This window comes from Verrucosispora sp. WMMD573 (genome assembly GCF_027497175.1).
Taxonomy (GTDB): domain Bacteria; phylum Actinomycetota; class Actinomycetes; order Mycobacteriales; family Micromonosporaceae; genus Micromonospora.
Genome location: NZ_CP114901.1, coordinates 2,819,098 through 2,842,516, shown reverse-complemented (window position 1 = coordinate 2,842,516; position 23,419 = coordinate 2,819,098). Strand labels below are relative to the sequence as shown.

The 23,419-nt window shown below is 72.5% G+C and carries 24 protein-coding genes; 11 read left to right on the top strand and 13 right to left on the bottom strand.

The features are described 5' to 3' along the window. Positions 1-28 precede the first annotated feature (28 nt). On the bottom strand, positions 29-514 hold the full coding sequence (gene coaD, locus O7601_RS13090; RefSeq protein ID WP_093401716.1) for a pantetheine-phosphate adenylyltransferase: 486 nt from the start codon (positions 512-514) through the stop codon (positions 29-31). Further along, entirely contained in the window at positions 511-1,074 is a 564-nt protein-coding gene (gene rsmD, locus O7601_RS13085; RefSeq protein WP_281566427.1) for a 16S rRNA (guanine(966)-N(2))-methyltransferase RsmD, read from the bottom strand. The genes coaD and rsmD overlap by 4 nt, the downstream gene beginning before the upstream one ends. A gap of 342 nt (positions 1,075-1,416) precedes the next feature. Here rsmD and O7601_RS13080 point away from each other — a divergent pair, with 342 nt between their 5' ends. Continuing rightward, positions 1,417-2,916 (top strand): cell wall anchor protein, encoded by a 1,500-nt coding sequence (locus O7601_RS13080; protein WP_281566426.1) that lies wholly within the window; start codon positions 1,417-1,419, stop codon positions 2,914-2,916. A 117-nt stretch (positions 2,917-3,033) separates the two neighbouring features. On the opposite strand, the gene recG is transcribed toward O7601_RS13080, so the two are convergent. Both recG and O7601_RS13070 read right to left on the bottom strand, forming a co-directional pair. Then, positions 3,034-5,238, bottom strand: a complete 2,205-nt coding sequence (recG, locus tag O7601_RS13075; protein WP_281566425.1) for an ATP-dependent DNA helicase RecG — start codon at positions 5,236-5,238, stop codon at positions 3,034-3,036. Next, entirely contained in the window at positions 5,235-6,836 is a 1,602-nt protein-coding gene (locus O7601_RS13070; protein ID WP_281566424.1) for a DAK2 domain-containing protein, read from the bottom strand. Before O7601_RS13070 ends, recG begins: the two co-directional genes overlap by 4 nt. A 217-nt stretch (positions 6,837-7,053) precedes the next feature. Between O7601_RS13070 and rpmB the strand changes: the two genes are divergently transcribed. Beyond that, positions 7,054-7,245, top strand: a complete 192-nt coding sequence (rpmB, locus tag O7601_RS13065) for a 50S ribosomal protein L28 (RefSeq protein WP_093401721.1) — start codon at positions 7,054-7,056, stop codon at positions 7,243-7,245. Between the two features lie 106 nt (positions 7,246-7,351). Here the strand turns inward: rpmB and O7601_RS13060 are convergent, their stop codons facing one another. Continuing rightward, positions 7,352-7,813 (bottom strand): GNAT family N-acetyltransferase, encoded by a 462-nt coding sequence (locus O7601_RS13060; RefSeq protein WP_281566423.1) that lies wholly within the window; start codon positions 7,811-7,813, stop codon positions 7,352-7,354. A gap of 49 nt (positions 7,814-7,862) precedes the next feature. Then, positions 7,863-8,801 carry a thiamine-phosphate kinase gene (locus tag O7601_RS13055; RefSeq protein WP_281566422.1) on the bottom strand — a complete coding sequence of 313 codons (939 nt, stop codon included), beginning with the start codon at positions 8,799-8,801 and terminating at the stop codon, positions 7,863-7,865. 144 nt (positions 8,802-8,945) lie between these two features. Here O7601_RS13055 and O7601_RS13050 point away from each other — a divergent pair, with 144 nt between their 5' ends. Together O7601_RS13050 and O7601_RS13045 are read left to right on the top strand one after the other, a co-directional pair. Further along, positions 8,946-9,179 carry an Lrp/AsnC ligand binding domain-containing protein gene (locus O7601_RS13050; protein ID WP_013284547.1) on the top strand — a complete coding sequence of 78 codons (234 nt, stop codon included), beginning with the start codon at positions 8,946-8,948 and terminating at the stop codon, positions 9,177-9,179. Next, entirely contained in the window at positions 9,180-9,800 is a 621-nt protein-coding gene (locus tag O7601_RS13045) for a DUF3515 family protein (RefSeq protein ID WP_281566421.1), read from the top strand. It abuts the gene before it with no gap. A gap of 27 nt (positions 9,801-9,827) precedes the next feature. Here the strand turns inward: O7601_RS13045 and O7601_RS13040 are convergent, their stop codons facing one another. After that, positions 9,828-10,934: a D-alanine--D-alanine ligase family protein gene (locus tag O7601_RS13040; protein ID WP_281566420.1), complete on the bottom strand. Its 1,107-nt coding sequence runs from the start codon at positions 10,932-10,934 to the stop codon at positions 9,828-9,830. 149 nt (positions 10,935-11,083) lie between these two features. Next, the gene (locus tag O7601_RS13035) at positions 11,084-11,320 is read right to left on the bottom strand and encodes a hypothetical protein (protein WP_281566419.1); all 237 of its coding nucleotides are present in this window, start codon (positions 11,318-11,320) and stop codon (positions 11,084-11,086) included. Positions 11,321-11,595: 275 nt separating this feature from the next. Here O7601_RS13035 and O7601_RS13030 point away from each other — a divergent pair, with 275 nt between their 5' ends. Both O7601_RS13030 and O7601_RS13025 read left to right on the top strand, forming a co-directional pair. Beyond that, positions 11,596-12,441 (top strand): helix-turn-helix transcriptional regulator, encoded by an 846-nt coding sequence (locus O7601_RS13030; protein WP_281566418.1) that lies wholly within the window; start codon positions 11,596-11,598, stop codon positions 12,439-12,441. 4 nt (positions 12,442-12,445) lie between these two features. Continuing rightward, on the top strand, positions 12,446-12,646 hold the full coding sequence (locus O7601_RS13025) for a DUF397 domain-containing protein (protein ID WP_281566417.1): 201 nt from the start codon (positions 12,446-12,448) through the stop codon (positions 12,644-12,646). 84 nt (positions 12,647-12,730) lie between these two features. On the opposite strand, the gene O7601_RS13020 is transcribed toward O7601_RS13025, so the two are convergent. The 5 genes from O7601_RS13020 to O7601_RS13000 form a co-directional block, all read right to left on the bottom strand. Beyond that, positions 12,731-13,777 carry an ROK family protein gene (locus O7601_RS13020; RefSeq protein ID WP_281566416.1) on the bottom strand — a complete coding sequence of 349 codons (1,047 nt, stop codon included), beginning with the start codon at positions 13,775-13,777 and terminating at the stop codon, positions 12,731-12,733. Between the two features lie 37 nt (positions 13,778-13,814). After that, positions 13,815-14,633: a putative protein N(5)-glutamine methyltransferase gene (locus O7601_RS13015; protein WP_281566415.1), complete on the bottom strand. Its 819-nt coding sequence runs from the start codon at positions 14,631-14,633 to the stop codon at positions 13,815-13,817. Further along, positions 14,633-15,778 carry a cystathionine gamma-lyase gene (locus tag O7601_RS13010; RefSeq protein ID WP_281566414.1) on the bottom strand — a complete coding sequence of 382 codons (1,146 nt, stop codon included), beginning with the start codon at positions 15,776-15,778 and terminating at the stop codon, positions 14,633-14,635. Before O7601_RS13010 ends, O7601_RS13015 begins: the two co-directional genes overlap by 1 nt. Positions 15,779-15,786: 8 nt before the next feature. Continuing rightward, positions 15,787-16,785 (bottom strand): NAD(P)H-dependent glycerol-3-phosphate dehydrogenase, encoded by a 999-nt coding sequence (locus O7601_RS13005; RefSeq protein WP_281566413.1) that lies wholly within the window; start codon positions 16,783-16,785, stop codon positions 15,787-15,789. A 103-nt stretch (positions 16,786-16,888) separates the two neighbouring features. Next, a complete protein-coding gene (locus O7601_RS13000) occupies positions 16,889-17,626 on the bottom strand; it encodes a lysophospholipid acyltransferase family protein (protein ID WP_281566412.1) in 738 nt (245 codons plus the stop codon). A gap of 129 nt (positions 17,627-17,755) precedes the next feature. Here O7601_RS13000 and cofC point away from each other — a divergent pair, with 129 nt between their 5' ends. Genes cofC through O7601_RS12975 form a run of 5 tightly spaced genes read left to right on the top strand, consistent with a single transcriptional unit; the run spans position 17,756 to position 23,414 of the window. Then, the gene (gene cofC / locus O7601_RS12995) at positions 17,756-18,397 is read left to right on the top strand and encodes a 2-phospho-L-lactate guanylyltransferase (RefSeq protein ID WP_281566411.1); all 642 of its coding nucleotides are present in this window, start codon (positions 17,756-17,758) and stop codon (positions 18,395-18,397) included. 49 nt (positions 18,398-18,446) lie between these two features. Continuing rightward, complete coding sequence (locus O7601_RS12990) at positions 18,447-18,644, top strand: cold-shock protein (RefSeq protein ID WP_281566410.1); 198 nt, start codon at positions 18,447-18,449, stop codon at positions 18,642-18,644. A gap of 53 nt (positions 18,645-18,697) precedes the next feature. Then, a complete protein-coding gene (locus O7601_RS12985) occupies positions 18,698-20,992 on the top strand; it encodes an RNA degradosome polyphosphate kinase (protein WP_281566409.1) in 2,295 nt (764 codons plus the stop codon). A gap of 23 nt (positions 20,993-21,015) precedes the next feature. Beyond that, entirely contained in the window at positions 21,016-22,548 is a 1,533-nt protein-coding gene (locus O7601_RS12980) for a CYTH and CHAD domain-containing protein (protein WP_281566408.1), read from the top strand. Then, positions 22,536-23,414 (top strand): NUDIX hydrolase, encoded by an 879-nt coding sequence (locus tag O7601_RS12975; RefSeq protein ID WP_281566407.1) that lies wholly within the window; start codon positions 22,536-22,538, stop codon positions 23,412-23,414. The genes O7601_RS12980 and O7601_RS12975 overlap by 13 nt, the downstream gene beginning before the upstream one ends. The last annotated feature ends 5 nt before the right edge of the window (positions 23,415-23,419 follow it).

The following is a 23,419-nucleotide window of genomic DNA, read 5'->3' as shown; positions in this document are numbered from 1 at the left end:
AGATCGCGTATGCGAGGGCGGCTCGTGGTCAGGCTGGTGGGGGGACCAGGCGGGCTTTGAGGGCGTCGCGGACCACGTCCGGGACGTGGGGCGTGACGTCGCCGCCCCACTTGGCCACGTCCTTGACCAGGCTGGACGAGAGGAAGGAGTAGAGCGGGTTGGTCGGCATGAACAGCGTCTCGACCCCGGCCAGGCCGATGTTCATCTGGGCCATCTGCAACTCGTAGTCGAAGTCGCTGACCGCCCGCAGGCCCTTGATGAGCACTGTCGCCCGCTGCGCCCGGCAGAAGTCCACCAGCAGGCCCCGGAAGGATTCCACCCGCACGTTGCCGTAGGAGGCGGTCACCTCGCGGAGCATGTCGATGCGCTCCTCGACGGTGAACAGGCCACTCTTCGACTGGTTCACCAGTACGCCCACGATCACCTCGTCGAACAGCCGGCTGGCCCGGCCGACGATGTCGAGGTGACCGTTGGTGACCGGGTCGAACGATCCGGGACACACCGCACGTCTCATGATCGGCGACCGTACCAAAGGGTGGTCTCGCCGTACCGTCGACTGCGCTGGCCAGTGATGCCTTCCACCCACTCGACCGGTCCGCCACGGCTGGACCGCTCCACCACCACCAATGCCTCCGGCGCCAGCCAGCCCCCGTCCAGCAGAGCGCCGAGCATCGCGCGGATGCCATCGTCGGGCAGGGCGTACGGCGGATCGGCGAAGACGACGCCGTACGGGTCACCCTCCGCACCGGCGGCCAGCACGGTGGCGACCTTTCCGGTGACCAGTCGGGCCGACGTACCGACCCGCAGCGCCGTCAGGTTCTCCCGGATCACCCGAGCGGCGCGCGGGTCGGACTCGACCAGCAGCGCGTACGCGGCGCCCCGGGACAGCGCCTCCAGGCCGACGGCGCCCGAGCCGGCGTAGAGGTCGGCGAAACGGACCCCGTCGAGGTCCACCTCGGCTTCGACCGCGCTGAACAACGCCTCGCGGACCCGGTCGGAGGTGGGTCGGGTGCCGGCACCGGACGGGGCGGCGATCCGCCGGCCACCCAGGCTGCCCGCGACGATGCGGGTCATCGCTCGCTCCTGCTCACCTTCCTGACGCTACGCGACAGCGGACCGGCCACGGGCCGACGGAGCCCCATCGCCGCGGCGGGCCGGTCCAGACGGGACAGCTGAGCGCGCCGCCCCCGAGTGATCACTGCGGGTATATCAATGATCTCGAATTGACAACATCTCACTTAAGCTTGCCTGAGGGCTGTTTCGTTTCTCGCGATCTCGCTAGGGTCTGCCCGGTGCCGGCGCATCGCCGCCGGTCATCGGCAAGGGAGGCACCCTTACTCAGGCGCGGCGCCGTGCCGCCAGCGCCGACCGTCCCGCCCGCGCCGACCCTGACGCATCTTCACCCCGGGAGTACGCGTGATCCGACCCAAGCTGTCGCTGCGGCGGCCGCTGGCTGTCCTGGCAGCCGCCCTCATCGGCCTGACCGGAGCAGCGGCGGTGGCCACCCCCGCCAGCGCTCACCACACCACCATCACCGCCACCGTCGTCTGCGACCAACTCAGTGGTGAGCGGGTGATCACGTGGAAGGTGGTCAACAGCGAACGTAACAAGGCCGCCACCGTCAAGCAGGTGACCGCCGAGCCGTCGACCCCGGTCGAGGTGCTCATCCCGGGTGCCGGCAACGTCCCCCTGGAGGGTGTCGCCATCGCCAAGGGCGGCTTCGTCGAGGCCGTGCAGCGGGTACCGGGCGACACCGCCAGCGCCAAGCTCATCGTGAAGGCCCGGTGGGACAACAACCGCAAGCAGACGAACGAAGGCAGCATCGACCTCGCCGCCGACGGTGCGTGCACCCCGGCGCCGAAGTGCGTCGACGCCAGCGAGGCGAAGTACAGCCACACCTTCGACGGTCCGAAGGGCACGGCGACGGTCAAGCTGGAGGGTGACCTGCCGCTGTGCGGTGACGAGAAGCAGTACTTCACCCTGGTGTCGTACTTCGCGCCGCGCCCGCAGTTCGCCACCCCGCAGTACGTCTACGGCGAGCCGGACAGCGACTTCCTCGGTGCCGGTCAGAACGAGATCGAGCTGAACGTCGGTGTCCCGGACTGCCACACCCAGGTCGACCTGATCTGGGGCGGTGTCGACGAGGTCATCGACCCGCTGGTCGAGGACGGCCCGCGCTACGGCTCCAAGAAGCTCGGCGACAAGGGTGCTCCCGGCAACCGCTCCTCGGGCCCGCAGGGCTGGTACAACGGCGGCAGCAAGAACTGCACCACCCCGGCGTCCACCTTCTCCTCCGCCTGCGACGGCAGCGTCACCGTCTCGCTGAGCAACGACGGTTCGATCTCCAAGTACCCGGTCGAGTTCGAGGTCCGGGCCGAGAACGGCTGGTCCAAGACCGTCACCGTCGCGCCGGGCAAGGCCGACAACGAGACCGTGGTGCCCGCCGAGAACGCCGGCAAGATCGAGGTGCTGGTCGACGGCAAGGTCATCGAGAACGGCACCTACTCCTGGGAGCGTCCCGAGGACTGCCCGCTGCCCACGGTGACCACCGAGGCGGACTGCGAGACCTTCGGGCTGACCGCGTCGAACCCGGAGGGTGGCATGCCGGTCAAGGTGGAGTTCACCTACGGCGACAAGACCGAGACCCGTACCGTCGCACCGGGTTCGTCCGAGGAGGTCACCTTCCCGGCCGGTGACGAGGAGGCGGCGCTGGTCGTGCTGCCGGAGCTGGGCCTGGAACTTGAGGTCGTCTATGCCCCCGAGGGCTGCGGCGGCGGTGGCGGCGGCGAGGAGCCGGGCCTGCCGGTGACCGGCGCTGCGGCCGGCGGCATCGCCGCGGGCGCGATCGCCCTGCTGGCGCTGGGCGCGGTCCTGTTCGTGATGGCGCGGCGGCGGCGGATCCACTTCACCGCCTGAGCCGAGCTGAGCGTGCCCGCCCCGGTCACCCCGTTCCACGGGTGACCGGGGCGGTTCGCCGTCCCGCCCCGGCGACCGGCGCGAGGGCGTCGAGAAGGCCGGCGGCTCGGAAGCTGGTCAGCCCTTTTCGAGGTACTCGGCGCGGTCGGCGTCGACCAGCGCGGCCACCGAGGCGGCGAGCGCCGGATGCCGGGTCAGCTCCGGATCCTCCTCGACCAACGCGATCGCCTCCGCCCGGGCGTCCCGGATCAGGTCCGCGTCGCGCAGCAACGACAGCAGGCGCAGGTGCGAACGACGGCCGGACTGGGTGGCGCCCAACACGTCGCCCTCCCGCCGCTGTTCCAGGTCCAGCTCGGCGAGCTTGAAACCGTCAGTGGTGGAGGCGACGGCGTCCAGCCGCTCCCGTGCACCGCTGCCCTCGGCCGCCTCGGTCACCAGCAGACAGAGCCCGGGTGCGCTGCCCCGGCCCACCCGGCCGCGCAACTGGTGCAGCTGCGAGACGCCGAACCGGTCGGCGTCCAGCACCACCATCATCGTCGCGTTGGGGACGTCCACCCCCACCTCGACCACCGTGGTGGCCACCAGCACGTCCAGCTCTCCGGCGGCGAAGGACCGCATCACCGCGTCCTTCTCGTCGGCCGGCAGCCGGCCGTGCAGAACCCCGATCCGCAGACCGTGCAGCGGCCCGTCGGCCAGCAACGGCGCGACCTCGGTCACCGCCAGCGGTGGCCGCCGTTCCGAGTCGTCGAGCGTCGGCGGTTCCTCCTCGGCCCCGGAGGTCGAGTCCCCGATCCGGGGGCAGACCACGTACGCCTGGTGGCCGGCGGCCACCTCCTCCCGCAGCCGCCGCCAGGCGCGATCGAGGAAGGCCGGCTTCTCCGCCGCCGGTACGACGTGTGAGGCGATCGGTGAACGACCGCGCGGCAGTTGGGACAGGGTGGAGATCTCCAGATCGCCGTAGACCGTCATGGCCACCGTACGAGGAATCGGGGTGGCGGTCATCACCAGTACGTGCGGCGGCTGATCCGCCTTGGCCCGCAACGCGTCCCGCTGCTCGACGCCGAACCGGTGCTGCTCGTCGACCACGACCAGACCCAGATCGGCGAAGTCGACCCCCTCGTAGAGCAGGGCGTGGGTGCCCAGCACGATGCCGGCCGCGCCGCTGGCGACCTCGGCCAGCACCCGACGCCGAGCGGCCGCGCCCAACGATCCGGTGACCAGTTCCACCCGGGTGGCATGCTCGGCGGCACCCAGCTCACCGGCCTGGGCGAGCGGACCGAGCAGGTCGAGCATGCCCCGGTGATGCTGGGCGGCGAGCACCTCCGTCGGGGCCAGCAGTGCGGCCTGCCCGCCCGCGTCGACCACCTGGAGCATCGCCCGCAGCGCCACCACGGTCTTGCCGGAGCCGACCTCGCCCTGCAACAGCCGGTGCATCGGATGACCGGTGGCGAGGTCGGCGGCGATCTCCACACCGACGTCACGTTGACCGGCGGTCAGCTCGTACGGCAGCCGGGCGTCGAACGCGTCGAGCAGACCACCTGATGTTCCGGGCCGGGGACGCGCGGGCGACGCGGCGGCGTCCCGCTTGCGCCGGACCAGGGTCACCTGTACGGCGAACGCCTCGTCCCACTTCAGCCGCCGACGGGCCCGGTACAGCTCCTCCCGGCTGGACGGCCGGTGGATCTCCCGGAGGGCAATGCTCAGGCCCACCAGACTCCGGCTGGCCCGTACCGTCGCCGGCAACGGATCCTCCGGCGGGGCCACCGTGTCCAGCACCACCCGGACGCAGCGGGCGATCACCCAGGTGGGCACCGCCGCAGCGGCCGGGTAGACCGGAATGAGCGCCCCGGCGAACTCCTCGATCTGCTCGCTGGCCGCGACCTCGGTGTCGGTCTGCTCCCCCAGCAGGACGTACTCCGGCCCGTTGAGCTGCCGCCGACCGCGGAACTCGGTGACCTTCCCGGCGAACAGCCCCCACCGGCCTGGGCGCAGTTCACGTTCGCGCCACGCCTGGTTGCCGAAGAAGGTGAGTGTGAGGCTGCCGCCGGAGCCGTCGCCGACGGTGACCTCCAACAGGTTGCCCCGCCGCTGACGCATCGGGCGTACGGCGGTGCGCTGCACCTGAGCCAGCACGGTGACCTGCTCGCCGACGTCCAGCGCACGGATGTCGGTGTGCTCGCCACGCTCGTCGTAGCGGCGGGGAAAGTGGTAGATGAGGTCGCCCGCGGTGTGCAGGTCGAGGTGACCGGCCAGCGCCTTGGCGGTCTTCTCACCGACCAGCTTCTTCAACGGAGTGCCCAGGTCGGACGGATCGGCGGTCATTCGACACCGACCAGCAGGGGATGGTGCGGTTGCCCGCCCGGGTACGCCTGCACCTCCACGAAGGGCCAGCGCGCCGCGAGGTGCGCCCGCACCGCGTCCACCAACCCGTCGGGCGCGTCGGCACCGACGAGCAACGTGACCAGCTCGCCGCCACCGCCGAGCATCCGGTCGACCAACGCGACGCAGGTGTCCACCAGGTCGGCGCCGATCAGATTGACCTCACCCTCTACCAGGGCGAGCACGTCACCGGCACGGCACGGGCCGGCGACGGTGAGCGCCTCGCGGCCGGCCCGGCACACCTCCGCGTACCGGCAGGCACCGGCGGCCTCGGCCATCGCGATCACGTCGTCGGCGAAGCGGCGCAGCGGATCGCGCACGGCTAGCGCCGCCAGCGCCTGCACCGGTGACCGGGTCGGTACCACCGCCACCTCCACCCCCAGCCGGCCCGCCTCCTCGGCGACCTGGTTCGCCACCGCCTGCGCGTCCGGGTCGTTGGGCAGCACCACCACCCGTGCCGCCCCGGTGGCGCGTACCGCGTCGAGCAGCTCCCCGACCGAGGGGTTGCCCGGCACCACCACCGCTCCCTCGGCGGCGAGCAGCTCGGCGATCCCGGCGCCGGCGGCCACCACCACGGCGGCCCGCCCGTCGGGCAACCGGGGCGGTACGGGTTCCGGATGGTCGACGAAGCGGGTCACCGCGATCTGGTGCGGGCGGCCGGCCACCACCCCCGCCTCGATCGCCGCGCCGACGTCGTTGACGTGCACGTGGACCTGCCAGGTGCCATGGTCGCCGACGACCACCAGGGAGTCGCCGATCGTGGCCAGGGTCTCCCGCATCCGCTCCACCGCGGCGGGCTCGGCGTCGAGCAGGAACTGCACCTCGTAGGCGTACTCCGGGGAGCCGGTCTCCCGGGCGACGGTGACCGCCGGCCGCACCGGCGGAAGACTGGGCGCCGGCCGCACCGGACTCTCCCCCGCGACCACCTCGACCAGGGCGTCGAGCAGCAGGCACAGCCCCTGCCCACCGGCGTCGACCACCCCGGCACGGGCCAGCGCCGGCAGCTGCTCGGGAGTGCGGGCCAGCGCGCCGGCCGCGGCGTCGGCCGCCGCCCGGGCCACCACGCGCAGCTCGTCGCTGCCGGCCTGATCGGCCGCGTCGGCGGCGGCCGAGACCACGGAGAGCAGGGTGCCCTCCACCGGGCGGGCCACCGCCGTGTACGCCGCGTCGGTGGCCTGGCGCAGGGCTGCGGCCAGCTCCCGGCCCCGCACCTGCGGGGCAGCCGCCAGTGTGTCGGCGAGACCCCGCAGGATCTGCGACAGGATCACCCCGGAGTTGCCCCGCGCGCCGAGCAGGGCGCCCCGGGCCATCAGGCGCAACGCGTGCCCGTGCGCGGTCGAGACGCCGTCGGCGTGGGTGTCGAGATCCATCGCCAGCGCCTGCTGCGCGGAGGTGAGGGTGAGTACCAGGTTGGTGCCGGTGTCACCGTCGGGCACCGGGTAGACGTTCAGCTCGTCGATCTCACCCTGGTGCCGCTTGAGCGCAGCCAGGCCGCTGGCGCACCAGCGGCGCACGGCGGCGGCGTCGAGGGTGTCCAGCACGGTGGCAGCCTACTGGCGTACGCTGACACTCGCCCGGCACCGGGCGGGTGCGGTCCGGATCAGGTTCGCGGGCCCGCTGCCGTCCGCGTCGCCTGCCGCGCGGCGGCAATGGCCGAGCCCGGTTGGGCAGGCGACTTCCGCATCGGGTACCCTGGCCAGGTTGCCCGGGCTGCGCCTGGTGCCGACCTCATGAACGTTTCAATCCCAGGAGTATCCCGTGGCTAGCGTGTGTGACGTCTGTGGCAAGGGGCCGGGCTTCGGCCACAACGTGTCCCACTCGCACCGGCGGACCAACCGCCGCTGGAACCCGAACATCCAGTCGGTGCGCACCCCGGCCGGTGGCGGCACGACCAAGAAGCTGAAGGTCTGCACGTCCTGCATCAAGGCCGGCAAGGTCGCCCGCGCCTGACGCGGTAGCACCCGACATCACGACTGTCAGCAACCGGCGGGCCCAGCGGGGCTCGCCGGTTTTGTCGTGTTCCGCAGGCCGGTGTGGTGTCCCTGCGAGCGGATGCTCAGAGCGTGCGGCCGAACGACAGGCAGCCGGGCTCGTCGGCGTAGAAGCCGAAGTTGGGGATCCGCTCGTAGCCGGCCGCCTTGTACAACGCGATCGCCTCGGGCTGCCGGTCACCGCACTCCAGGATGATCCGTCGGCGGCCGTGCTCACGGGCCGAGCGCTCGATGGCCGCCAGCACCGTGCGGGCCACCCCCCGCCCCCGGGCCTCCGGCGCGGTGTACATCCGCTTCACCTCGGCTGCCTCGTCGCCGTGGCTGCGCCAGCCGCCGCAGCCCATGGGCTGACCGTCGATCCGGGCGACCAGGAACGCCCCCGCCGGTGGAACGAACTCGCGCGCGTCGACCGGGGTCTCGTCGCCGCTGCCGCCGTACCGGGCGCCCAGGTCGGCCAGGGTCGCGGTGATCAACCGCCGCGCCTCCGGCGAGTCGAACGGCACCCGGTGGATCTCGATCTCGTGCACCCGTGCAGGGTACGACGCGGCTGGCGGCGCACCGCGGGGTGGCCTGCGATCAGCGAAAATGGTCCCATCCGGCCGGTCCGTCGAACGGTCGGCCGTCCACCGTCACACCGGAGCCCTCGGCGACCCGGCCGATCACCCGCCAGCCCGGTGGCAGGGCCGTCGCCGGGGGAAAGGTCGCGGCCAGCGCGTGGTCGTCGCCACCGGCCAACAGCCAGGCGTACGGGTCGACACCGAGCGCCTGCGCGGCGTCACGCATCTGCGGCGGCACCTCGAAGGCGTCCCGGGTGATGTCGATGGCCACCCCGCTGGCCTTCGACACGTGCCCGAGGTCGGCCAGCAGCCCGTCCGAGACGTCGATCATGGCGGTGGCGCCGAGCCGGGCGGCCTGCGGTCCGGCCGGGTAGGGCACCTCCGGTCGCCGGTACGCCTCGACCAGCAGCCGGGGCGTCCGGAAGCCACGGGAGAGCACGGTGAACCCGGCCGCCGCGTACCCGGTGCGACCGGCCAGGGCGAGCAGGTCACCGGGTCGGGCACCGGCCCGGGTCACCGGCGACCGACCGCCCAGGTCGCCGAGCGCGGTGACCGCGATGGTAAGCGTGGGGCTGGCCGACATGTCCCCGCCCACCACACTGGCCTCGACACCGGCTGCCTCGGCACCGAGCCCGTCGGTCAGCTGCTCCAGCCAGCCGGTGTCGACATCCCCCGGCACGCAGAGCGCCACCAGCAGGGCGGTCGGCTCCGCGCCCATGGCCGCCACGTCGGCGAGGTTCGCCGCCGCCGCCCGTCGGCCGATGTCGTGCGCCCCGGACCAGTCCCGGCGGAAGTGGCGCCCCTCGACCAGCACATCGGTGGTGGCGACCACCCGGGCGTCCGGCGCGGCGACCACCGCCGCGTCGTCACCGGGGCCGAGCAGCACCGTCGGGCCGTACGAGAGCCGGGCGGTGACCCGGTCGATCAGCCCGAACTCGCCGACACCCGCGACGCTCACGACGCCACTCCGCTGCGCCTGATGGCTCGCTCGCTGCGCTCGCTCACTGCTTCTCCTTGGCCACCGATCGGGGTCTGCGCTGGTCCGTAAGGTACTTTCTCCCTTCGGGCCGCCTGGCAGGCGGCGACGGAGGGAGGTCGAGTCGTGGTACAGGCGTACATCCTCATCCAGACAGAGGTCGGCCGGGCACGTGACGTGGCCGGTCTCATCGCTGATCTCGCCGGCGTGGTCCGCGTCGACGCGGTCACCGGGCCGTACGACGTGGTCGTGCTCACCGAGGCGAACACCGTCGACGAACTCGGGAAACTCATTGTCAGCAAGGTGCAGATGGTGCCCGGCATCACTCGCACCCTCACGTGTTCGGTGGTGCGCCTGTAAGTGGACGAGCACACTGAAGCCCCCGTCGCCCAGGCCGACCGCCCGGACGCGAAGGCACCCGACCGCACCAACCGGAGTGCGGCGCTGATCGCCACGGCGGTGGCGGTGCCGGTGGCCCTGCTGGTGGGTGTGCTCGCGCTGAGCAACCTCTCGCCGGCGGAGCCGACCGCCGCGCCGCAGCCGTCGGCGACCACGCCCGGGCCGGTCTCCACCGCGCCGGTCGAGATGGCGGCCCCCCAGCTCGGCGAGCGGCCGACCGTCGTCTGCCGCGCCCTGCTGTCCCAACTGCCCGACTCGATCCGCGACCTGCCGCAACGACCGGTCAGCGCCGGGCCGGAGCAAAACGCCGCGTACGGCGACCCGGCGCTCACCGTCGCCTGCGGTGGCGACGAGCCGGAGGTGCGGCCCGACGACCACCTCTACCTGGTCAACTCGGTCTGCTGGTACGCGGTGGAGGGGCCCGACGCGACGGAGCTGATCACCGTCGACCGGGAGACCGCGGTGACCCTGCGGGTGCCGCACAGCTACGGCGAGGCGTTGCAGTGGGCCTCCCCGGTCTCCGCCACCATCGTCGAGTCGATCCGGTCGTCCGGCGCGGCACCGTCCGGCTGCACCTCCTGACGCAGCAGGTCAGCGCCGGGCCTGAAGTCAGTGCTGCCCCGGTCCCCGGGTCAACGCGGTGCGGATGAGCCGGTCGACAAGCTTCGGATACTCCAGACCGGCCGCCGCCCACATCCGGGGGAACATCGACGTCGGCGTGAAGCCGGGCATCGTGTTGATCTCGTTGAGGTAGACGTCGAGTTCGGGTGTGACGAAGAAATCGACGCGGGCCAGGCCGGCGCAGTCCAGCGCGGTGAAGGCGCGAACGGCGTAGTCGCGCACCTGCCGGGTGACCCGCTCCGGCAGGTCGGCCGGAATGTCGTACTCGCAGGCGGACTCCGCATCGATGTACTTGGCCTCGAAGTCGTAGAAGTCGTAGTCCCCGACCACCCGGACCTCGGCCAGCACGGATGCCTCCGGCGCACCGCCGGCCTCGCCCTCCAGCACGCCGCACTCGATCTCCCGGCCGACGATGGCGCCCTCGACCAGGACCTTGCTGTCGATCTCCCGAGCGGTGGCGAGGGCCGTGTCCAGGTCGGCCCAGTCGTTGACCTTGGTGATGCCGAAGGAGGAGCCGGCCCGGGAGGGCTTGATGAAGACCGGCAGACCCAGCCGCTGTTTGTCCGCCTCGCTCAGCGTGGTTCCGCTGCGCAGCACCGCGTACGGGCCGACCGGGATGCCGTCGGCGGCGCAGAGCTTCTTGGTGAACTCCTTGTCCATCGCGGCGGCCGAGGCGAAGACCTTCGCCCCGACGTACGGGATGCCGGCCATCTCCAGCATGCCCTGGATGGTGCCGTCCTCACCGTAGGCGCCGTGCAGCACGGGGAAGACCACGTCCACGTCGGCGAGCGCCCGGGGTCCTTCGGTCGGGTCGAGCACGAGCAGCCCGCCGCCGGTGGGGTCGGTGCGCAGCACGATGTCCGTGCCGGAGTCCGCGGTGATCTCCGGCAGCCGACGGGCGTTGATCGCCAACTGACCGGGGTCGCCGCTGGTCAGTACCCACTGACCGGCCCGGGTGATACCGACCGGCACCACCTCGAACTCGTCCGGATCCAGCGCGCCGAGCACACTGCCGGCGCTGACGCACGAGATGCCATGTTCCGGGCTGCGGCCGCCGAAGACGATCGCCACGCGGGTCTTGCCTGGGGTGGTCACTGTGATCACCTTTCCGGGACGCACTGCTGGCGCTCTCCCGGATGACCTTACTGTGCGTGGCGGATGCGGGTAGCCGATACCCTGCGGGAACGCGACACGGCCGCAAACGGTCAACGAGTGATATACAGAAAGTAATCGGACGATCGAGGTCAGCCGGCCAGCTCACGCTCGCCGTACGCATGCCGGCGGCCGATGGCGAGCACCTTGACCCGCTGCCGGCCGGCCCGCACCATGCCCAGCGCCATGAAGGCGGCGGCGATCCGTTCGGCGGCCTCGCGGCTGCTCGCACCGACCACCTGGCGGCGACGCTCCGGGGCCAGTCGTTCGTTACGACCGTCCACCTCGAACGGACGGACGTCGGTCAGCACCACCAGGAAACGTGTCATCGCCGGCCGTCCCGGCGCTCGCCGAAAACCCGCTGACCAGTCTGCACGTCGATTCCCTTCCGGTGGCCGACCTACTGGCGTGGCACGCGGCGATCGGGTACGGGGGAAAACCCGACCGCCGCGCGCCTCATCCCCTCCGGTCGCTCACCACCACCGTCGCCACGACAACCGGCGGTGAGGACGCGCTAACAGATTGACAGCTCCATGGGCATGAATGCAACTCTCACCGGCGTTCTCTCATGTACAGCTTCCCAAATACGTGCGACCATCTATACATGGCTCCGAAGACCGCACGTGCCCGTCGGTTGGGCATCGCCCTGCGCCACCATCGGGAGGCCGCCGGGCTCACCCTGGAGACTGCGGCCGACGAGATCAACAGCACCCGCAGCACACTCTCCCGCTACGAGAACGCACAGACCCTGGTCAGCCCGGCCACCGTGCGCGCGCTGCTCACCCTCTACGGGGTCGGCGCGGACGAGGTCGCGGCCGCCGTCCAGCTCGCCAAGGACGCGCGCAAGCCGGGCTGGTGGGTGTCCTACTCGTACCTGCTCGACCGACGCACCATCGACTTCATCGCGCTGGAGGCCGAGGCCGTCGCCATCGCGAACTTCGAGCCGTCGGTGGTGCCGGGGCTGTTGCAGACCGCCGACTACATCCGCGGCGTCATGCGGGGCGGGCCGCACACCCTCAGCGACAACGACGTCGAGGAACGGGTGCGCATGCGGCTGGACCGGCAGCAGCGGGTCTTCGAGGAAGATCCGCCGATCTTCGACGCGATTCTCGACGAGGCCGCGCTGCTGCGCCCGGTGGGTGACGACTCGGCGCAACAGGGTCAGCTGAGCCACCTGCTCAAGATGAGCGAGTTGCCGAACATCACGGTTCAGGTGATCCCGCTGGTCGCCGGCTACCACCGCGGCACCCGAGGCTCCCTGCACATCCTCGAATTCGCCGACCCGGAGGACCCGATCATCGCCTCCGTGGAGACGGTCGCCGGGCAGATGATCCTCGACCGTCCCGGCGACCTGCGTACCTGCACCAAGATCATGGAGCACCTGCGCACCGTCGCGCTCAGCCCGACGGACAGTCGCGAGGCAATCTTCAAACTCCTGAAGGGACGGTAGTGCGATGACACCGACGACCAACGCCGCAGAGGCCGTGACGGGCTGGCGCAAGAGCAGCCACAGCGGTGACGAGGGCGCCTGCGTCGAGATGGCGGTCGTTCCCGGCACGGTCGCCGTACGCGACTCCAAGGACCCGCACGGCCCGCTGCTGACCTTCCGGCCGTCGGCGTGGACCGCCTTCGCCCAGGCGCCGCCGACCAGCTGAGCTGCGGAGGGACCGCATCCCAGAGCCGCTGACCGGGCCGGTAAGGGCACCGCCGGCCCGGTCAGCCCCTCCGCTGTCGTCGGTTCAGTCGCCGATCAGCGGTGGCGGCGACGGCAGCACCCGGATCGTCTCCAGCGCCGCCAGCGCCACCCCGCGCGCACCAGCCATGTCGCGGTCCGGCACCAGCGCGAAGGTGGCCAGGGCGGTCTGCTCCGACCGGAGCAGGGTGTGCTCGCGCACGGCGGCCAGGAACCAGTCGCGGAACGCCGGGTCCGTCTCCACCACCCCACCGCCGACGAAGTACGCGTGCGGATCGGTGAAGTTCGATGCAATCGTGAACAGCGCACCGAGCGCCCTCGCCTGCTGGGCGAAGATCTCCCGGGCCAGTTCGTCGCCCCGCTCGCCGTAGCCGCGTACCAGCTTCGCCGCGCGCTCCGGCGACTCGCCGACCAGCGGATGCCCCGGAAAGCGGGTCAACCAGTACGGCAACAGGTTGTGCTCGATCGCGGTCAACGACACGACGCTCTCGACGTCACCGGCGAAGCCGCAGGCGCAGGTCGGCACCGGTTGGCCCGGTGCCAACACGGTGGTCATCGGAATCTGCACATGTCCCAACTCACCGGCCATTCCCGCCGCGCCGGAGATCACCCGGCCGTGCTCGACCAGGCCGCCACCCAGTCCGGTTCCGACGATCGCCGACACCGACGAGCGCCGCATCGCGTCTGCCCCGAAGTGAACGTGATGGGCGTAGAGCGCGGCGGCGTTGCCGTCGTTGTGGTAGATCACCGGCAGCCCCAGCCGACGTTCGAGGCCACCCCGCACGTCGTAGCCGCGCCAGGCCGGCTGGGAGAAGTTCGTGGAGCCCTTCGACGAGATGACGCCGCCGGCACTGGCCGGACCGGGCGTGTCCAGACCGATCGCACCGACCTGTTCGCGGGGTACCCCGGTGAGAGCCAACACACCGTCGAAGGCGTCCGCCATCGCCGCTATCGCCGCCTCCGGGCCCTCCTGCACCCGGCTCGGCGTCTCCACCAGGCGGTCGACCAGGAACCGTCCGTCAAGCGTGAGCACGGTGGCGTTGTTGGTCGTGCCACCGTTGTCGATCCCGACGACCACCGTTGCGCTGTCCACCCGAGTTCCGCCTCCCGCCGTCACACTTGACGTGAGGCTAGTTCTCGTACCGCGCGCCCGCCATGTCGTCCGGGTATCGGCCCAGCATCGCGACGGCGTCCGAGGCTTCGTCACGTGCCACCGACGGCACCAGACCGACCTCGGTCAGCACCGCCCGGAACCGGTCCACCTGCCCCTGGCCGACTTCCACCACCAGATGCCCGCCCGGCGCGAGCCAGGTCGGCGCGGCAGTGGCCAGCCGGCGCAGCACGGCCAGCCCGTCGGGTCCGCCGTCGAGCGCCGCGGCGGATTCGTACCGGCGGGACTCCGGAGGTAGCAGCGCCATCGCCGCCGTCGGCACGTACGGGGCGTTGGCCACCACCAGGTCGAGGCGACCACGCCAGGCCGCCGGTAGTGGATCGAAGAGGTCCCCGGCGAGGACCGGCGCACCCACGGCGGCCAGGTTCCGCCGCGCGCAGACCACCGCCGCCGGGTCCACGTCGACCGCGGCCAGCAGCCGGGGCGCGGCGAGCCGACGCGCCAGCACCCGGGTGATCGCACCGGAGCCACAACACAGCTCCACCACGGTCGCGGCCGGTCCGGTCACCCGGGCCGCCACCGAGACCAGCAGAGCGGTACGCGCCCGGGGCACGAAGACGCCCGGATCGACGTCGATCCGCTCACCGCAGAACTCCGCCCAGCCCAGCAGGTACTCCAGCGGTTCACCGGCGACCCGCCGGTCCACCAGCGCGGCGAGCGTCGCCGGGCCGTCAGCGGCCTCGACGAGCAGCCGCGTCTCGTCCTCAGCCCAGACGCAGCCGGCCCGGCGCAGCCGGGCGACCAGGGCGTGCTGGTCGGCCGGGGAGACGGGCGCCATCAGGCGGCGGCGTCCAACGCGGCCGTGACGTCGGCGACCAGGTCGGCGGGGTCCTCCACCCCGCAGGAGAGCCGGACGAAACCGGGCGCGGTGTCGTCGCCCCACTGGGCCCGCCGGTCCGCCGTGGTGTGCAGGCCGCCGAAGGAGGTCGCCGCGGTGACCAGCCGGGCCGCGCCGAGGAAGCGGGCGACCCGGTCGGCGCTGCCGAGATCGAAGGAGAGCACGCCCGGCATCCGGCGCAGTTGCCGCACCGCCACCGGATGCGCCGGGTCCTCCGGCAGGCCGGGCCAGCGCAGGCCGGAGACGTCGGCGCGGTCGGCCAGCAGCCGGGCCAGCGCCGCCGCGTTCGCCGTCTGCCGGGCCAGGCGCAGGTCGAGGGTGGCCAGCGACCGGTGGGCCAGCCAGGCGTCGAACGCCCCGGGCACCGCACCAGTCGCGGTACGCCAGGCGGTGACCGTCGACAACAGCTCCGCCGACCGGGTGGCGACGTAGCCGAGCAGCAGATCGGAGTGTCCGGTCAACGCCTTGGTGCCGGAGGCCACCACCACGTCCGCGCCGAGATCCAGCGGCCGCTGTCCGAGCGGGGTGGCGGTGGTGTTGTCCACCGCCAGCAACGCACCGCAGGCGTGCGCCCGCTCGGCCAGCGCCGGCAGGTCCACGACGTCCAGCCCCGGGTTGGCCGGCGTCTCCACCAGCACCAGCCGTACCCCGTCGAAGTCCGGGTACGGCCCGATCGTCGGCGCGAAGAGCACCCGTACGCCGTTGCCGGCGAGGGTGTCGGTGGCGAACGCGCGCACCGGGAAGTACCCGTCGGCGGGCAGCACCACCACGTCGCCGGCCCGCAGCACCGCCAGCAGCAGCCCGGTTATCGCCGCCTGACCGCTGGCGAAGACCCGGCAGTCGCCGCCCTCCAGCTCGCCGACCGCGGCCTCCAGCAGCCGACGGGTCGGGTTGTCCGGACGCCCGTACCCGTTCGGGGCCGCCGCCGGCCCCTGCCGCGGGTCGAGATGGTACGGCGCGGCGAACACCGGACCGGGCAGGAACGGCGCGCCCGGGGTCGGCGCGGGCAGGCCCGCGTGCACGCACCGGGTGCCGTCCCCCAACGACGGATGGTCCTGCGGCTGCGGGGCGTCACGCTCGCTCATGGTGCTGCTCATTCCGGCTTCGTGGTGCGGCTCATCAGGGCCTGGACCGCCAACCGTGGGTCCACCCCCTCGTGACATACCAGCTCGACCTGCTCGGTGATCGGCATTTCCACCCCGTGCGCGCGGGCCAGGTCCCGGATCGCCAGCGCGCTCTTCACCCCCTCGGCGGTCTGCCGGGTGGCCACCCGCGCCTCCTCCAGGGACGCGCCTCGACCGAGGTGCTCGCCGAAGGTGCGGTTGCGGGCCGACGGTGACGAGCAGGAGGCCACCAGATCACCCATCCCGGCGAGACCCGCGAAGGTGAGCGGGTCCGCGCCGAGGGCCACCCCGAGCCGGGCGGTCTCGGCCAGCCCACGGGTGACCAGCATCGCCCGGGTGTTGTGGCCGAAGCCCATCGCGGTGGCGATGCCGTACGCCAGCGCGATCACGTTCTTGACCGCCCCGCCCAGCTCGCAGCCGATCACGTCGTCGTTGGTGTACGGGCGGAAGTAGGGCGTGGTGATCGACCGCTGCACCAGGGTGGCCCGCTCGGAATCGGTGCAGGCGACCACGGTGGCCGCCGGTTGCTCCGCCGCGATCTCCGGTGCCAGGTTGGGACCGGAGACCACCACCACCCGGTCCGCCGCGACCGCTGCGGTCTCGACGATCACCTCGCTCATCCGCTTGGTGGTGCCCAGTTCGATGCCCTTCATCAGTGACACCAGGGTGGCCTCGGGGTGCAGGTGCTCCACCCACTCGGCGAGGTTGCCGCGCAGCGTCTGCGACGGCACCGCCAGCACCACCATCTCGGCGCCCTTGATCGCCTCGACGGGGTCGCCGGTTCCGGTGACCCGTTCCGGCAGCACCACCCCGGGCAGGTACTCCGGGTTACGCCGGTCCGTGCGGATCACGTCGGCGATCGGCTGTCGCCGCGCCCAGAGCGTCACCTCCCGGCCGGCATCGGCGAGGATCTTCGCGAACGCCGTACCCCACGACCCCGCCCCCAGCACCGCCACGTGCCCACTCACGCCGCCGCCTCCCTGCGGTCGGCGCCGTCGTGAGGCACCACCGCACCGCACCGATGATTCACTCGCTGACGCCCGCTCATGCCGGCACTCCGCTGACGCTCGCTCATGCTGCCGCCTCCGGGCGCGGACGGTCGGGCTGCGGGCGGGTGGTGCGCTGCCACAGCGGCGGTGGTGTCCCGCCCCGGATGTCGGCGAGCATGTCCCGCAGGCGCAGCATGATCACGTCAGTCATCTCCTCCAGCACCTGGCGGCTCGGGGCGGCGCCGGCCCAGCGGCTCAGGTCGATCGGCGGCCCGGCGACCACGGTCACCGGAATCCGGGGGCGCAGGTTGATCCGGGCCCGGCGCGGATCGAAGATCCGCTCCGGTCCCCACATCGCCAGCGGCACCACCGGGGCGCCGGTGGCCAGCGCCAGCCGGGCCGCGCCGGTCTTGCCCTTCATCGGCCACAGGTCCGGCTCCCGGCTGGTGGTGCCCTCCGGGTAGATGATCACGGCACCGCCCTCGTCGAGCGCCTTGACCAGGGCGTCCAGCGACTTCACCGCGTCGACCGAGCCCCGCTCGACCGGAATCTGCTTACACCGGTGCAGGATCCAGCCGATCACCGGCACCTTGAACACGCTCGCCTTGCCGAGGAACTGCGGCCACCGCCCGGCGTCGTAGACGAAGTGCGCGGAGACCAGCGGGTCGGCGTGCGAGATGTGGTTCGGCACGATGATCACGGGACCGTCCTGGTCCAGGTGTTCCATGCCCCGCCAGGTACGCCGGGTCCAGATGGTCATCACTGGCTTCACCAGCACCACGGCGAACCATTGCCAGAATCCCAGCCTCCGCCGACCCACCGTGCCTCCTCGTGCCCGCCCCGACCCGACCACCGGAGAAGCCCGGTGAGGTCCGCAGCCGAAATCATGCCTGCTCGCCCCGGGTACGGCCAGTGAGGGTACCGCCGTCCGGCTGGCAGGATGGCAGGCGTGACACAGCCCTGGACGGTGGTGGTGCCGGTCAAACGCCTGGCAGCCGCGAAGACCCGACTGCGTGGCGGGCTGCCGGGCGTACCCCATCAGGATCTGGCCCTGGCGCTGGCCGCCGACACGCTCGCGGCGGTGCGGGCCTGCCCGGGGGTGGCCGAGATCCTCGTGGTGACCGACGACGCCCAGGTCGCCGATGCGGCCCGGTCCGCTGGTGCCCGGGTACTGCCGGACGTCGCGGACGCCGGGCTCAACGCCGCGTTCCGGCACGGCGCGGCGGGCGTCGCCGGCTGGGTGGCCGGGCTCACCGCCGACCTGCCCGCGCTGCGCCCGGCCGAGCTGGCGGCGGCGCTGCGCACGGCGCTGTCCGGTCCGCCGGAGGTACGTCAGTTCGTGGCCGATGCCCCGGGCACCGGCACCGTGCTGCTGGCCGCCCCGCCGGGCGTACCGCTGGACCCGCGCTTCGGACCTGGCTCGGCCGCCGCGCACGCGGCCAGCGGTGCCCGCCCGCTCACCGGCGACTGGCCGAGCCTGCGGCGCGACGTGGACACCGCCGGCGATCTGGCCGCCGCGGCGCGGCTCGGGCTCGGCCCGCGTACCACGGCGCTCACCGCCGGCTGCCTCACCGAGTCCTTCTGCACCTGACGGCGCGGGCGGACACGCCACCCGCCGGAGGATTCGGTACGGTGCTGGCATGCAGGGCACGGTGGCGACCTTCGACGCGGCGACCCGCAGCGGGCTGCTGCTGCTGGACGACGGCACCGAGCTGCCCTTCCCGGCCCGGGCGTTCGACGCCTCCGGGCTGCGCCTGCTCCGCCTCGGCCAGCGGGTCCGCGTGGAGACCGACGCCGCCGGCGTCGTCGTACGCGTGACACTGCCGACGATGTCCTGACAACCCGCCGCAAGTTCATTTTGCGTTAACCGAGTTCGGGTGATTATGGGCGGGTGAGCACCCCTCGCGAACGCCCCGCCAGCCCCGCCGCCACCGACCACACCACCAGCCGCAACGGAGGTCGCCCTCGGGGGACCGACGGGCGGTTCCGCAGCACCCGCCCGATCCCCGACGACGCCCCGGCCAGCGACCCGGCGGCGGCCTCCGCCGGCCTGGAGGAGGTGCTGGACCCGGTCTCGGAACCGGGCCTGCCGCAGCCCGCCGACGACCCGGCGCCCGCCCATCCGCTGCCGGAGGACCGGTTCCTCAACCGGGAGCTGTCCTGGCTCGACTTCAACGCCCGGGTGCTCGCCCTGGCCGAGGACCAGAGCAACCCGCTGCTGGAACGGGCCAAGTTCCTGGCCATCTTCGCCAGCAACCTCGACGAGTTCTACATGGTGCGGGTGGCCGGGCTGAAACGCCGGCTCTCCGCCGGCCTACCCGTGCGGGGCGGCGACGGGCTGCCCCTGCGTACCCAGCTGGCGCTGATCTCCGAGAAGGCCGCCGCGCTGGTGGCCCGGCAGGCCGCCTGTTACGTCGACGACCTGGTGCCCAGGCTCGCCACCGAGGACATCCGGGTGCTGCGCTGGTCCGACCTGGGCGATGCCGAGCGGGAACGGCTGCGCACCTACTTCCGGGAGAAGATCTTCCCGGTGCTCACCCCGCTGGCGGTCGACCCGGCCCACCCGTTCCCGTACATCTCGGGCCGATCGCTCAACCTGGCCGTCGCGGTACGCGATCCGGACGGCGGGCCGGAGCTGTTCGCCCGGGTGAAGGTGCCCAACAACGTGCCCCGGTTCGTCCGGGTCGACCGCGACCAGCCCGGGGTCCGCATGCTGCCGGTGGAGGATCTCATCTCGGTGCACCTCGGTCAGCTCTTCTCCGGCATGCAGGTGGTCGAGTGCCACCTGTTCCGGGTAACCCGTAACGCCGAGGTCGAGGTCGACGAGGACCGGGACGAGGACCTGCTCCAGGCGCTGGAGCGGGAGCTGGCCCGCCGCCGCTTCGGCCCGCCGGTACGGCTGGAGGTGGCCGCCTCGATCTCCGACCACATGCTGGAACTGCTCGTCCGGGAACTGGACATGGACACCCAGGACGTGCTGCGGGTCCGGGGCCTACTGGATCTCTCCGCGCTCTGGCAGTTGTACGGCGAGGCCGACCGGCCCGACCTGAAGGACCCGCCCTTCGTCCCGGCCACCCATCCCCGGCTCGCCGAGGGCGAGGTGCCGCGCAGCGTCTTCGCCACCCTGCGCGACGGCGACGTGCTGGTGCACCACCCGTACCACTCCTTCGCCACCAGCGTGCAACGCTTCATCGAGCAGGCCGCCGCCGACCCGAACGTGCTGGCCATCAAGCAGACGCTCTATCGCACCAGCGGTGACTCACCGATCGTGGACGCGCTTGTCGACGCCGCCGCCGCCGGCAAGCAGGTGGTGGTGCTCGTCGAGCTGAAGGCCCGCTTCGACGAGGTGGCGAACATCGGTTGGGCCCGCACCCTGGAACGGGCCGGCTGTCACGTGGTGTACGGCCTGGTCGGCCTCAAGACCCACTGCAAGACCGCCCTGGTGGTACGCCAGGAGGGCAACCAGATCCGCCGCTACTGCCACATCGGCACCGGCAACTACCATCCGAAGACCGCCCGGCTCTACGAGGACTTCGGCATGCTCACCGCCGACCCGGAGATCGGCGCCGACCTGACCGACCTGTTCAACGTGCTCACCGGGTACAGCCGGCAGACCGCGTACCGGAGGCTGCTGGTGGCACCGCAGGGCATTCGCAGCGGCCTCATCGAGCGGATCGAGCGGGAGATCAACCATGTCCGGCTGGGCATGCCGGGGCTCGTCCAGTTCAAGGTGAACTCGCTGGTCGACGAGGAGATCACCGACGCGCTGTACCGGGCGTCCCAGGCCGGTGTGCATGTCGATCTGATCATCCGAGGGATGTGCACGCTGCGACCGGGGGTCCCCGGCCTGTCGGAGAACATCCGGGTGCACTCGATCCTCGGTCGCTTCCTGGAACACTCGCGGGTCTTCCGCTTCGGCAACAACGGCGACGCGGAGTTCTGGATCGGCTCCGCCGACCTGATGCACCGCAATCTGGACCGGCGGGTGGAGGCACTGGTCCAGGTCACCGACCCGGTGGCCCGGGCGGAACTGGACCATGTGCTCGGTGCCGCGATGAGCCCGGACGTGGACGCGTTCGAGCTGGCCGGCGACGGCACCTGGAGCCGCCGGGCGGGCCGGCCGGAGGCGCCCCTGAGCCACCTTCAGCACCTGCTGCTGCGTCGCGTCGGCAGCACGGCCGGCTGACCGGATCGGAATAGGCTGAGCAGATGGTCGAGGAGGAACGGAAGTTCACGGTGGAGGCCGGGTGGCTGCTGCCCGACCTCTCCCCCGCCGTGCCGCCGTCGGGGAGCGTCCGGGCGCTGCCGCCGGCGACCCTCGTCGCCACCTACCACGACACCGTGGACCTGCGGCTGGCCCGGGCGGGTGTCTCGCTGCGCTACCGCGAGGGTGACGAGGTGCCGTGGACGGTGAAGTTGCCGACCGGCAGTCCCGGTCTTCGCCACGAGATCTCCCGCCCCGGCACCGCCGACGCGATGCCGGCGGAACTGGTCGAGCTGGTCACGGTCTTCCACCGGGGTGCCGCGCTGGCCCCGGCGGCGGTGGTGCGTACCGTCCGGCACGCCCGGGAGGTCGTCGACGAGGCCGGCCGGGTGCTGGCCGAGGTGGTCGACGACCAGGTCACCGTGCTCGACGCCGAGGGTGCCACCACCGGCGCCTTCCGCGAGGTGGAGGTCGAGCGCAAGGCCGGTGACGCGGCACTGCTCGACCGGCTCACCGAGCTGCTGAGCGCCGCCGGCGCCCAGGGTGGCGACTTCACCCCCAAGCACGTACGCGCGCTCGGCCGGGCGGCCACCGCCGAACCGGACCTGGTGACCCCGGACGAACTGCCGGCCGATCCGAGCGCCGCGACGGTGGTCACCGAGGCGGTACGCCGCGAGGTGGCCCGGCTGTTGGCGCACGACCCGCTGGTCCGGCTGCGGGCACCGGTCGGCGACGACGACACCGCCGTGCACCAGATGCGAGTGGCCTGCCGGCGGTTGCGCAGCGACCTGAAGACCTTCGGTCCGCTGGTCCGCCCCGCGTGGGCCCGGCCGCTGCGCACCGAGTTGAAGTGGCTGGCGGACGCCCTCGGGCCGGCCCGGGACGCCGAGGTGCTGCGGGAACGGCTGCGTCGCACCGCCGCCGTCGACCCGGTCAGCCCGGTGGATCCGGCGGCGGTCGACCGGCTGGACGCCGTACTCGCCGACTGGCAGGAGGAGGCGCTGACCGGGGTCGACGAGGCGCTGCGCTCAACCCGGTACCTCGCCCTGGTCGACGCGCTGGTGCTGGCGGCCAGGGCGCCGCGACTCACGCCGAGGTCGGACGCACCGGCCCGGCGGGTGCTGCCTCGAATCGTGGCCCGCCCGTGGCGACGACTGGCCGGCACGACGAAGAAGCCCGGCGGCGTCGCGATGCTGCATCCGACCGGACCCGACGAGCAGTGGCACACCGTACGCAAACAGGGCAAGCAGGCCCGCTCGGCGGTGACGGCGGTGGCGCCGGTGCTCGGCGGCGACGCGGCGAAGTTGGCCCGGGCGCTGGCGAAGGTGCAGAACCTGCTCGGTGAGCACCAGGACGCGGCGGTGGCCGCCGAGACCTGGCGAACGGTGGCCGAGACTCGACCCGACGACCATCAGTTGGCGGTGGCCGCGGGACGGCTGCTGGAACGCGAGCGGGCGGCCGTGCGGCGGGCGCGCGCCGACTTCCCGTACGCCTGGCGGCGAGCCAGCCGGCGGCGGCGCACCCGGTGGCTGGCGTGACCGAGATCCGGGCGGCCGGCGGCGTGGTGTGGCGCCCGGCCGGCGCCGACAGCGTCGAGGTGTGCCTGGTGCACCGGCCCCGGTACGGAGACTGGACGCTGCCGAAGGGCAAGTTGGAGCCGGGCGAGCATCCGCTGCTCGCCGCCGCCCGGGAGGTCGCCGAGGAGGCCGACGCGCAGGCCGCGCCGCAGCTACGGCTGCCGTCGGTGCGGTACCGCAGCGAAGGCCGGCTCAAGGTGGTCGACTACTGGTCGATGCGGGCGGTGGGCACCGGCGGATTCCAGCCGGACACCGAGGTCGACGAGGTCCGTTGGCTGGCCGTCGACGACGCGATGACCCTGGTGAGCTATCCGCACGACGTGGAGGTGCTGGCCGCGTTCGCGGCGCTGCCACCGGTCACCGCGGTCCTGGTGCTGGTGCGGCACGGCCACGCGGGCAAGCGGCTGGCCTGGCCCGGCCCGGACACCGGGCGGCCACTGGATGCCCGGGGCTGGTCCGAGGCGCAGGCGTTGGCGCCGCTGATCGGGCTGATCCGCCCGGCACGGCTGCTGTCCGCATCGCCACGCCGGTGTGTGCAGACCCTCGATCCGGCCGCCGCGTCGTTGGATCTGCCGATCGAGGTCTGCGGCGACCTGGACGAGCCGAGCGCCGGCCAGCAGCCCGACGAGTGCGTGCTGGCCGCCGCCGCACGCCTGGCGGCGCTGGCCGCCGCCAGGGAACCGGCGGCGGTCTGTAGTCAGGGCAAGGTGATTCCGGGCGCCCTGGAGCGTTTGGCGGGGCGGTGTGGTGACTGGACCACCGGCAAGGGCGGCGGTTGGCTGCTCGCCTTCGCCGGTGACCGCCTCGTCGCCGCCGACCGCCTCTGACAGTG